Genomic DNA, 9668 nt, shown 5'->3' with positions numbered 1-9668 from the left:
GCCGAACGCCTTCGCCACCGGCGCCTTCAAGAATTCGGCGCTGGTGGCGGTCTCGACCGGCCTGCTGGCGAACATGAACCGCGACGAGGTGGAAGCCGTGCCAGCTGGCGGCCGGGCGGCTGGAACAGGCGCTGCGCCAGGTCTATGTGGCGTTGAAGGCGTTGATCGACGGCGGCGCCGACGCCATGCGCGCGCCGCCGTCTTCCTGAAGCAGCGAGAACGCGGGCAGGCCGTCATCCGTGAGCGCGTAGTGCGCGCCGGCGTGGCTGGCGCTGGCCGGATACATGTGCTGGCGCGACCACGGCAGCGCCGCGCTGCGCTGGCCCGCCTTGCGGCCGACCACCTGGTACAGGCTGATCCAGTCCTGCTCGAAGGCGTAGCAGCAGCCGGCCAGGTAGACGTGCCAGATGCGGTAGCGCTTGTCGCCGGCCAGCGTGCGCACGCGCTCGGTGTGCGCCTCGAAATTGTCGGTCCAGATGGCGCAGGTGCGGGCGTAGTGGCGGCGCAGGTTTTCCACGTCGCTGACCTCCAGCTTCCCTTGCTGCATGGCCTTGAGCACGTGGCCGATGTGCGCCAGCTCGCCCTGCGGGAACACGTACTTGTCGATGAACTCGCCGCCGCCGTACGGCGTCTCGCCGTTGTCCGGGTCGGTGGTGGTGATGCCGTGGTTCATCACCACGCCGTCCGGCGCCAGCAGCTTGTGGATGGTGGCGAAATATTCCGGCAGGTGCTTGACGCCCACGTGCTCGAACATGCCGACGCTGGTGATGCGGTCGAACTGGCCGCGCACGTCGCGGTAGTCCTGCAGGCGGATCTCGACCAGGTGCTCCAGCCCGGCCTGGCGCACGCGCTCCTTGGCCAGCGCGAACTGGTTCTCCGACAAGGTGACGCCGACGCAGCGCGCGCGGTACTGCTGCGCCGCGCGGATCACCAGCGCGCCCCAGCCGCAGCCGATGTCGAGCAGCGTCTGGTTCGGCTTGAGCTCGATCTTGCGCAGGATGTGGTCGATCTTCTTGACCTGCGCGGTGGCCAGGTCCTCGTCGCCGTGCTCGAAGTAGGCGCAGGAATACACCATGGCCGGATCGAGGAACTGCTGGTAGAACTCGTTGGAGACATCGTAGTGGTAGCGGATCGCCTCGGCGTCCTGGCGCTTGCTGTGGGCGATGCCGCGCACGACGCGGGCGAACTTGCCCTCGGCCTTGAGCGTGGTGCGCGCCAGCGCGTTGACCACGGCGATCATGTCGTGCGCGCGGCCCTTGACCTCGATCGCGCCCTCGACATAGGCCGCGCCCAGGTTGGACAGCGACGGCGTGAGCAGGTAGCGCGCGGCCGACACATTGGGCAGCCGTATCGTCACGCGCGGCGCCTCGCTGGAAAAGTCCACATGCTGGCCGTTCCACAGTTCGATGCGCAGGGGCAGGGCGATTTGCCGGCGGATGCCGTCGATCCAGCTGCTGAGACGGTTTTGTACAAACACGATCACACCTCCGAGTCCACAAAAAAAAAAACCACCGCATGCGATGGTCTGGTGTGTGCCTCGTGGCGCTCCGCTTACGGCTGCAGGCGCTCCTTCACCCAGCTACCATCTGCCTGTTTCAGATACACGATCCGGTCGTGGAAGCGCGAACGGCGCCCCTGCCAGAACTCGATGCGCACCGGATCGAGGCGATAGCCGCCCCAGTGTTCCGGCCGCACCGGATGCTCGCCGCTGGCGGCGGCCGCCGCATCGTAATTGGCTTCCAGCTGCTCCCGGTTGGCGATGCGCGCGCTCTGTTGCGAAGCGATCGCGGCGATCTGGCTCTTCACCGGCCGGCTGTAAAAATATGTGTCGCTTTCCTCGGCGGACGTCTTGACCACCGTGCCCTCGATGCGCACCTGGCGTTCCAACTCGCTCCAGAAGAATAACAGCGCGGCGTGCGGATTGTCGCCCAGTTGCCGGCCCTTCTGGCTGCCGTAGTTGGTGTACCAGGTGAAGCCGCGCGCGTCGTACTGCTTGATCAGCACGATGCGCGATGTGGGCTTGCCCTGCGCGTCCACCGTGGCCACGCTCATCGCGTTCGGCTCGTTGACCTTGGCGCGCAGCGCTTCCTCGAACCATTTGCCGAACTGGGCGATCGGATCGTCCAGCACATCGTGTTCCGTCAAACTGGCGCGGCCGTAATCGAGGCGCAGGTCCGCCAGCACCACGCCGTCGGCCACCGTGTCGGACACCGCCACCTGCTTGCGCTCCGGCACCTGGCTTTGCGGCAGGCCGGGGGCGATGCCGCGCCGCGCCTGCATCGCGCTGCCCAATTGCGCCATCTGCTCGGGGCTGAACAGGCGCTTGGCCATCGGCGCGATATCGCCTTCCTCGATCGTCATGTGGGTGGCGTAGACCGCGCTGAAGCGCTGGACATCGTCGGCCGACAGCTCGCTGCCTTGCCCATTTGTAATTTTATCAAGTTGTGCGTTAATTATATGCCAGTCCCGTTCCATTTGCTGGTGGTCGGCCAGGATGCCGGGCACCAGCCCGGCCAGCAGCACGGCGTCGGCGTCGCGCGCGGTGGCCTGCAGCATCGGCATCAGGTTCTGCTCCTCGTCCTCGTGGTGCAGCGGTGCCGCCATGTTGAAATATTTCTGCACCGCCTGGGCGGCCTTGCGGGCGTCGTCGTCGGCGCCGTGCTGGGGCAGGTGGGCCAGCAGCTTTTGCAGCGTCTGCAACTGCTTGCGGATGCGCTCGTGGCAATGTTTAAGCACGGCCAGCGGCTGGCTGAAATCGGGGGCGGTGTCGAACAGGGGAAGACTCATGGCGGTCGCTCGGGCTAGGGGGAAAGTCATTCTAAAATAATTTTTGCCGTGGCGTCCGTTAAAATGTCGGGATGAACTCCCTTGCACCCACCCCATTCGACGATGTCGACTTCGAGCGCCGCTTCGGCGGCATCGGCCGCCTCTATGGCGAACGCGCGCTGGCGCGCTTCCGGGCCGCCCACGTGTGCGTGGTCGGCGTCGGCGGCGTCGGCTCGTGGATCGTCGAGGCGCTGGCCCGCAGCGCCATCGGCCGGCTCACGCTTATTGATCTGGATAACGTCGCCGAGTCCAACATCAACCGCCAGATCCAGGCCCTGAGCGGCACCGTCGGCCAGGCCAAGATCACCGCGCTGGCCGAGCGCATCGCCCAGATCAACCCGTTCTGCGTGGTCGAGCAGGTCGAGGACTTCGTCAGCCCGGACAACCTGGAGCAGATGCTGGGCGGCGGCCGGTTCGATTTCGTGGTCGACGCCATCGACAGCGTGGCGGCCAAGGCGGCCATGATCGCCTGGTGCCGCCAGCACGCCATGCCCTTGATCATCATCGGCAGCGCCGGCGGCCAGACCGACCCCACCCAGATCGCCGTGCGCGACCTGGCCCGCACCGAGCAGGAACCGCTGCTGAAAAAAGTGCGCAAGGTGCTGCGCAGCCAGTACGGCTACCCGCGCGGCGAGAAGACCAAGTTCCACGTCGACGCGGTGTTCTCGATGGAGCGGCTGCGCCTGCCGGAGACGGCCGAGGTGTGCGCGGTGGACGGCGAGCCGGGCGCCGGCGGCGTGACCGGCCTCAATTGCGCCGGCTTCGGTTCGGCGATGGTGGTCACGGCCAGCTTCGGCATGGTGGCGGCCAGCCGCGTGCTGCGCCACCTGGCCGACGATGCGCAACCGCCGGTGGCGCCAGCCGAAACGATTTAGATTTTATCCAGCGCGCGGGGCGGTTTTGCTATCATGGTGCGCGCTGGCACGGGGACCGTGCTCTCCACAGACCTGATCGAAAGAAAAAAACATGATCCGTAGTTCCGTACTCGTAGCAATGTTGTGCGCGCTGGCGGCCTCCGCGGCCCAGGCGCAGGCCCCGGCCGCGCCGGTGGCTCCGGCGGATGTGCCGCCGCCACCACCGCTGGTGGTGGGTTCGGCCACGCCCGGCCCGGCCGCCGAACAGCTGATCGTCACCGACACCAAGATCGGCACCGGCAAGGAAGCGACCACCGGCGCCACCGTCTACATGCACTACTCGGGCTGGCTGTATCGTCCGCTGGCCAAGAATATGCACGGCAAGCTGTTCGACTCGTCGATTCCGCGCGGCGAGCCGCTGGACTTCGTGCTGGGCGCCGGCCGCGTCATCAAGGGCTGGGACCAGGGTATCCAGGGCATGAAGGTGGGCGGCAAGCGCACGCTGATTATTCCGTCGGAGCTCGCTTACGGCTCACGTCCGTCGCCGGGCAGCGGCATTCCGCCGAATTCCGCGCTGATCTTCGACGTCGAGCTGGTCGACGTGAAATAATCGACGCAAACAAGCGTAGACTGGAACCTCCGTCCCACCTCGGAGGTTCTTCATGAAGATTGCCAACGACGTCACCGAACTGATAGGCCGCACCCCGCTGGTGCGCCTGAACCGCTTGAACAAAGGCAGCACCGCCCAGGTGCTGGTCAAGCTGGAGTACTGCAACCCGGCCCACAGCGTGAAAGACCGCATCGGCCTGTCCATGATCGAAGCGGCCGAGGCGGCCGGCCAGATCCGACCCGACACCGTCATCCTTGAACCGACCAGCGGCAACACCGGCATCGCGCTGGCGATGGTGTGCGCCGCGCGCGGCTACCGCTGCACCTTGGTCATGCCCGACACCATGAGCCGCGAACGGCGCATGCTGCTGCGCGCCTACGGCGCCGAGCTGGTGCTCACGCCGGGCGCCGAGGGCATGCTGGGCGCGATCCGCAAGGCCGAGGAACTGGCCGCCAGCGATCCGCGCTACCTGATGCCGCAGCAGTTCAACAACCCCGCCAATCCCGACGTGCACCGCCGCACCACGGCCGAGGAGATCTGGGCCGACACCGACGGCCGGGTCGACCTGCTGGTGGCCGGCGTCGGCACCGGCGGCACCATCACCGGCGTGGGCGAGGTGATCAAGGCGCGCAAGCCGGAATTCCGCTGCATCGCGGTGGAGCCGGAGGCGTCGCCGATGCTGGCCAAGGGCATCAAGGGGCCGCATCCAATCCAGGGCATAGGCGCGGGCTTCGTTCCGGGCGTGCTCAACACCAAGGTGTACGACGAGATCATCGGCGTGAAGAACGACGATGCGTTCGCGACCGCGCGGCTGGCGGCCAGCCAGGAGGGGCTGCTGGTGGGGATCTCCTCCGGCGCCGCGCTGTGGGCCGCGCTGCAGGTGGCGCGGCGGCCGGAGAACGCGGACAAGATCATCGTGACGATCATCCCGTCCTTCGGCGAGCGCTACCTGAGCACGCCGTTGTACGCCAATCTGGCGGATTGAAACTGCTTTGCTTTGGGATAGAGATGCGTAGACTTTCCGCAGCCGGTGGCCGTCAAGGGAAAGCTTTTCCACGCCATCACCGGACATCACCACACCAATGTCCTGATATCGATTGATACCGCTCCACAAATAGCCAGGAAATAATCGAAAGCGGTCCGGAGCGCCGAGGCGCCCTGCGTGCATGGCCTAGTGCGGCTGCTCCTGCAGGCTGCACTCGTGCGCGGTGGTGCCCAGGCGCACCTGCAGCGTGCTGTGGTCGATCGAGAACTGTTCCTTGAGCTGCATGCTGATGGCGTCCATCGCGGCGTCGCCCGGATGGCCGGCCGGCGTCACCAGCTGCGCGGTCAGCGCGTTCTCGGTGGTGCTCATCGACCAGATGTGGACGTCGTGCACGTCGGTCACGCCGGGCTGGGCGCGCAGGAATTGTTCGACTTCGGCGTGGTCCAGGTTGTCCGGCACGGCGGCCAGCATCATGCGCATCGCTTGCTTGAGCAGCGACCAGGTGCTGTAGACGATGATGGCGACGATGACCGCGCTGACCAGCGGGTCCAGCCAGTTCCAGCCGGTGTAGCGCACGATCACGCCGGCCACCAGCACGCCCAGCGAGATGGCGGCGTCGGCCGCCATGTGCAGGTAGGCGCCGCGCACGTTGATGTCGTCCTTGCTGCCGGACATGAACAGCCACGCCGAGAAGCCGTTGACCAGGATGCCCACGCCGGCCACCACCGAGACGGTCAGGCCGGCCACGGGTTCGGGATGCACCAGCTGCTGCACCGCTTCCCAGGCAATCGCGCCGCAGGCCGCCATCAGCAGCATGGAGTTGAACAGCGCGGCCAGCATCGAGGTGCTGCGCAGGCCGTAGGTATAGCGGCCGTTTGGCACGCGCTTGGCCAGTATCGCAGCGCCCCAGGCCAGCATCAGGCCCAGCACGTCCGACAGGTTGTGGCCGGCGTCAGCCATCAGCGCGGTGGAGTTGGCCAGGAAACCGTAGAAGAATTCGATCGCCACGAACGCTGTGTTGAGCACGATGGCCACCGCGAACGCGCGGCCCATGGTGTTCGGATCGCCGTGGTGATGGTGGTGGCCGCCGTGGCCGTGGTCATGCCCGTGGTCGTGGCCGCACGACTTGGCTTTGGCCTTGGCCGGCGCGTGGTCGTGGTCGTGATCATGGCCGTGATGATCGTGGTCGTGATCGTGATGGTCGTGGTGCTTGCTCATGCTTCAGGTCCGTTGGAAGGTTCGGCGATATGTTCGAGCATATCGTTGAGTACGCCGCTGATGTGGGCGTCTGCGGCGGAATAGAACACTTGCTTGCCCTGGCGCTCAGACTTCACAATGCGCGCCGCGCGCAGCAAACGCAAGTGGTGGCTGACCAGCGAACTGCTCAGCTCCAGCGAGGAGGCGATGTCGCTGACGGCGATCGGCGCCGTCACGCAGGCCAGTACGATGCGCAGGCGCGTCGGGTCGCCCAGCAGATGGAACAGGTCGGCCAGCTGGGCGATCGCGGGATCGCAGTCGGAATAGTCGTGTTGGCAGCTCATAATGCTAACAAGTGAATAGGTGTTCACATGTTAGCATGGATTCGCGGACCGGGCTATGGCGCGATCCGCACCACGGCCTTGCCCAGCCCGGCCCCGGCGTCGAGCCAGGCGTGGGCGTTGACGATGTCGTCGAAGTCGAACACCCGCGCCGGGCGGGCGTGGTACCGGCCTTGCTCGACCCGCTCGACGATCTCTTGCCACGGCAGCCGGTCCAGCTCGTACCCCGGCGTGCCGAAGGCGAAGCTGCCGAAAAAGCTCAGCTGCACGCCGGGCGGCAACTGCTGCAGCGGCAGGAAATTGGCCAGCGGCTCCAGCCCGCCGAGGAAGCCGGCCTGGCACACCCGGCCGCCCGCCCGCGCCGCGCAGGCCAGGGAGTCGAGCAGGGTGGTGTTGCCGATCAGGTCCAGCACCGCGTCGACACCGCCGGGCGCGATGCCGCGCACCACGCCGCCCAGGGTGGGCCGCTCCTCGACAATGTGGCGCGCGCCGTTCCTGGTCAGTACACCGGCAAGCTCCACCGGGCGGCGCGTGGTGGCGATCACCTGCGCGCCCAGGTGCGCCGCTATATTGCTGGCCGCCTGGCCCAGCGCGGAGCTGGCGCCGCGCACCAGCAGCGTCTGGCCGGGACGCAGCGCGAGGTTGTCGTGCAGGCAGGCCCAGGCGGTCGCGTACGATTCCGGTATCGCGGCCAGTTCGGCCCACGGCAGCGTGGAGCGCAGCGGCACCACATTGGCGGCCGGCACGCACACATACTCGGCGTAGCTGCCGTTGATGCTGCGGCCCATGCCGCCCATGATGGCGGCCACCGCCTGCCCCGGCAGCAGGCCGGTGCCGGGCGCCTCGGCCACCTCGCCGACGCATTCGATGCCCGTCACCTGGGCCACCTCGCCCCACAGGCCCCGGCGCATATAACTCTCCGCGCGGTTGAGGCCGAACGCCTTGACGCGGATGAGGACCTGGCCGCTGGCCGGTACCGGTATCGGCAGTTCAACCAGTTGCAACTGTTCCGGACCGCCGAATCGGGTGATGTGTATGGCACGCATGGGATGCTCCTGTAAATGATGGAGACACCACTGTAGTGACAAACACATTCGGATAAAATTGAGTAATTCAATCAATCTCTGTAGGATTTATGAACACTGTCGGCTTCACCCTGCATGAACTGGCGTGCTTCCTGGCGGTGGCCGAGCTGGGCAGCTTCCAGAAGGCCGCCGTGCGGCTGCATCGTTCGCATCCCAGCGTGTTTGCCGCCGTCGCCAGCCTGGAGCGCCAGCTGGGGCTGGCGCTGCTGGACCGCAGCGGCTATCGCGTCGCCGTCTCGGCCGCCGGCCAGGCCTTCGTCGAGCAAGCGCGGCAACTGCTCGACAGCGCCGGCCAGATGGCCATGCAGGCCCGCCAGATCGCGCAGGGCGAGGAAGTGAAACTGGCCGTGGTGATCGGCGACCTGTGCCCGCTGCCGGCCACGCTGGGCCTGCTGCGGCGCTTCTTCGCCCAGTGTCCCGGCACCCGGCTGGACCTGCATTTCGAAGCCCTGTCCGGACCGTGGGAGCGGCTGCACAACGGCGAGGCCGACCTGATCGTCCACCATCTCGAACAGGCCGATATGCGCTTCGAGGCGCGGCCGTGGCGGCGCGTGCGGCTGGTGCCGGTGGTCGCGCCCGGCTTCCTGGACTTCCCGCTGCACGCCGGCCTCACGCCCGAGATGATGCGGCCCTACGTGCAATGCATCATCCGCGACAGCGCGCGCGACAGCCCGCCGCGCGACTACTTCGTGGTGGACGGCGCGCGCCGCTGCACCGTGGCCGACCAGTTCATGAAGCGCGAGGTGATCCTGCAAGGCATGGGCTGGGGCCACATGCCCGGCTATCTGGTGGACGAGGACCTGGCGCAGGGGCGGCTGCTGTCGCTGGCCGGCGATCATTTCCGCGAGAGCGAGCTGGAGCTGGTGATCGCGCGCCGCCGCGACACCGCCCACGGCCCGGTCGCCAGCCGGCTGTGGGAGCATCTGCTGGCAGGCCTGGCCTAGCGGCTGTCCGGCGTTATCGCGGCTTACGAATGCGGCGCGTCCTTGGCGGACTTGGCCAGGTTGTTGCGCAGTTCCTGCAGGTTGCCGTCGGTGCTGGAGTAGGCGCTGATCATTTGCGACAGCATGCGGTAGATGGCCTTGGGGTCGCCCTGGCCCATGTTGATGTCGCTGATCGTGTTCAGCATGCCCGCGCCATCGAGGAACCCTGGTTGGCGACCGCCACTTCCCACGCCTCGCGCCGCAACGACGGCGACATGATGCTGAGCCCCAGCTTGTGCTGCTCCAGCAGCTGCTTGATCAGGACTTGGCCATCGACCTTGGCCTTGATGCCGGCCAGCAGCTGCTCGCGCGCCGCCATGATTTTTTTCTGCTGCTCGTTGTTGTGGTTCAGCGCTTCGTCGAGCTCGTGGACATTGGTCTGGATCTCGGCGTCGATCTTGACGGCGGCCTCGTGCGCCAGATGGCGGTGGTGCAGCGTCTGCACGCCATGCTCCAGCGCCAGCGCGGTGGCGATACTGATCACGATCATCACATATTCGCCGCCGAACTCCTTCAGGGTCTTGGCTTTGGGTACTTCAAAGTGCATGCATCGTCCTTATTTCTGTAGTTCGGCCTGGAGTTGTTCGCGGACCTTCGGGTCCAGCTTCTGGATCGCCTTGTTCAGTTTGTCGGCGTTGGCCAGCGCGGCGCTTTGCTCCGCCGTCAGCCCCGGCTTGGAGAAGGCCGCCTGGCCGCCGAGCACCAGCAGCGCGCTGAGGAGTGCGACACCGGCGGCCGCGCCCAGCAGCCGCAGCTCGCGCGGCGTGATGGCCGCCGCCTGCGTGGC

At 66.8% G+C, this 9668-nt stretch carries 12 protein-coding genes and 2 pseudogenes; 6 read left to right on the top strand and 8 right to left on the bottom strand.

Annotated features, from left to right (window positions below; all coding sequences use genetic code 11):
• Window positions 1-100: pseudogene (locus tag GTP90_RS33390) on the top strand (M48 family metalloprotease); the annotation flags it as partial.
• A 42-nt stretch (window positions 101-142) separates the two neighbouring features.
• On the opposite strand, the gene GTP90_RS33385 reads toward GTP90_RS33390, so the two are convergent.
• Both GTP90_RS33385 and pdxH read right to left on the bottom strand, forming a co-directional pair.
• The gene (locus tag GTP90_RS33385; RefSeq protein WP_371875165.1) at window positions 143-1477 is read right to left on the bottom strand and encodes a class I SAM-dependent methyltransferase; all 1335 of its coding nucleotides are present in this window, start codon (window positions 1475-1477) and stop codon (window positions 143-145) included.
• A 74-nt stretch (window positions 1478-1551) separates the two neighbouring features.
• Window positions 1552-2787: a pyridoxamine 5'-phosphate oxidase gene (gene pdxH, locus GTP90_RS33380; RefSeq protein WP_161087551.1), complete on the bottom strand. Its 1236-nt coding sequence runs from the start codon at window positions 2785-2787 to the stop codon at window positions 1552-1554.
• Between the two features lie 71 nt (window positions 2788-2858).
• Between pdxH and tcdA the strand changes: the two genes are divergently transcribed.
• From tcdA to GTP90_RS37670, 4 genes are all read left to right on the top strand, one after another.
• On the top strand, window positions 2859-3701 hold the full coding sequence (tcdA, locus tag GTP90_RS33375; protein ID WP_161087550.1) for a tRNA cyclic N6-threonylcarbamoyladenosine(37) synthase TcdA: 843 nt from the start codon (window positions 2859-2861) through the stop codon (window positions 3699-3701).
• Between the two features lie 118 nt (window positions 3702-3819).
• Window positions 3820-4290: an FKBP-type peptidyl-prolyl cis-trans isomerase gene (locus tag GTP90_RS33370; RefSeq protein ID WP_161087552.1), complete on the top strand. Its 471-nt coding sequence runs from the start codon at window positions 3820-3822 to the stop codon at window positions 4288-4290.
• Between the two features lie 52 nt (window positions 4291-4342).
• Window positions 4343-5275 (top strand): cysteine synthase A, encoded by a 933-nt coding sequence (gene cysK, locus GTP90_RS33365; protein WP_161087549.1) that lies wholly within the window; start codon window positions 4343-4345, stop codon window positions 5273-5275.
• A 45-nt stretch (window positions 5276-5320) separates the two neighbouring features.
• A complete protein-coding gene (locus GTP90_RS37670) occupies window positions 5321-5419 on the top strand; it encodes a DUF4431 domain-containing protein (RefSeq protein WP_161087548.1) in 99 nt (32 codons plus the stop codon).
• Window positions 5420-5461: 42 nt separating this feature from the next.
• Here GTP90_RS37670 and GTP90_RS33355 read toward each other — a convergent pair whose 3' ends face one another.
• The 3 genes from GTP90_RS33355 to GTP90_RS33345 are packed head-to-tail and all read right to left on the bottom strand — an operon-like array spanning window position 5462 to window position 7859.
• The gene (locus tag GTP90_RS33355; RefSeq protein ID WP_161087547.1) at window positions 5462-6493 is read right to left on the bottom strand and encodes a cation diffusion facilitator family transporter; all 1032 of its coding nucleotides are present in this window, start codon (window positions 6491-6493) and stop codon (window positions 5462-5464) included.
• Window positions 6490-6816 (bottom strand): ArsR/SmtB family transcription factor, encoded by a 327-nt coding sequence (locus tag GTP90_RS33350; RefSeq protein WP_161087546.1) that lies wholly within the window; start codon window positions 6814-6816, stop codon window positions 6490-6492. The genes GTP90_RS33355 and GTP90_RS33350 overlap by 4 nt, the downstream gene beginning before the upstream one ends.
• 53 nt (window positions 6817-6869) lie before the next feature.
• Complete coding sequence (locus tag GTP90_RS33345) at window positions 6870-7859, bottom strand: zinc-binding dehydrogenase (RefSeq protein ID WP_161087545.1); 990 nt, start codon at window positions 7857-7859, stop codon at window positions 6870-6872.
• 89 nt (window positions 7860-7948) lie between these two features.
• Between GTP90_RS33345 and GTP90_RS33340 the strand changes: the two genes are divergently transcribed.
• Window positions 7949-8842 (top strand): LysR family transcriptional regulator, encoded by an 894-nt coding sequence (locus tag GTP90_RS33340; protein WP_161087544.1) that lies wholly within the window; start codon window positions 7949-7951, stop codon window positions 8840-8842.
• 23 nt (window positions 8843-8865) lie between these two features.
• On the opposite strand, the gene GTP90_RS37185 is transcribed toward GTP90_RS33340, so the two are convergent.
• From GTP90_RS37185 to GTP90_RS33330, 3 genes and pseudogenes are all read right to left on the bottom strand, one after another.
• Window positions 8866-9027: a hypothetical protein gene (locus GTP90_RS37185; protein WP_254452164.1), complete on the bottom strand. Its 162-nt coding sequence runs from the start codon at window positions 9025-9027 to the stop codon at window positions 8866-8868.
• A complete protein-coding gene (locus GTP90_RS33335; RefSeq protein WP_254452163.1) occupies window positions 9021-9428 on the bottom strand; it encodes a hypothetical protein in 408 nt (135 codons plus the stop codon). Before GTP90_RS33335 ends, GTP90_RS37185 begins: the two co-directional genes overlap by 7 nt.
• 9 nt (window positions 9429-9437) lie before the next feature.
• Window positions 9438-9668 (bottom strand): annotated as a pseudogene (locus GTP90_RS33330) (hypothetical protein); the annotation flags it as partial.

This window comes from Duganella vulcania (assembly GCF_009857655.1).
GTDB lineage: Bacteria > Pseudomonadota > Gammaproteobacteria > Burkholderiales > Burkholderiaceae_D > Rugamonas > Rugamonas vulcania.
The sequence above is the reverse complement of the archived record's forward strand: the minus strand, read 5'-3'. Positions and strand labels throughout refer to the sequence as shown.

Excerpts from the sequence above, each read along its gene's own strand:
- cysK (WP_161087549.1), top strand. The coding sequence starts at position 4,343 with ATGAAGATTGCCAACGACGTCACCGAACTGATAGGCCGCACCCCGCTG.
- GTP90_RS37185 (WP_254452164.1), bottom strand. The coding sequence starts at position 9,027 with ATGCTGAACACGATCAGCGACATCAACATGGGCCAGGGCGACCCCAAG.
- GTP90_RS33345 (WP_161087545.1), bottom strand. The coding sequence starts at position 7,859 with ATGCGTGCCATACACATCACCCGATTCGGCGGTCCGGAACAGTTGCAA.
- GTP90_RS33355 (WP_161087547.1), bottom strand. The coding sequence starts at position 6,493 with ATGAGCAAGCACCACGACCATCACGATCACGACCACGATCATCACGGC.
- GTP90_RS33335 (WP_254452163.1), bottom strand. The coding sequence starts at position 9,428 with ATGCACTTTGAAGTACCCAAAGCCAAGACCCTGAAGGAGTTCGGCGGC.
- GTP90_RS33340 (WP_161087544.1), top strand. The coding sequence starts at position 7,949 with ATGAACACTGTCGGCTTCACCCTGCATGAACTGGCGTGCTTCCTGGCG.
- pdxH (WP_161087551.1), bottom strand. The coding sequence starts at position 2,787 with ATGAGTCTTCCCCTGTTCGACACCGCCCCCGATTTCAGCCAGCCGCTG.
- GTP90_RS33350 (WP_161087546.1), bottom strand. The coding sequence starts at position 6,816 with ATGAGCTGCCAACACGACTATTCCGACTGCGATCCCGCGATCGCCCAG.
- GTP90_RS33370 (WP_161087552.1), top strand. The coding sequence starts at position 3,820 with ATGTTGTGCGCGCTGGCGGCCTCCGCGGCCCAGGCGCAGGCCCCGGCC.
- tcdA (WP_161087550.1), top strand. The coding sequence starts at position 2,859 with ATGAACTCCCTTGCACCCACCCCATTCGACGATGTCGACTTCGAGCGC.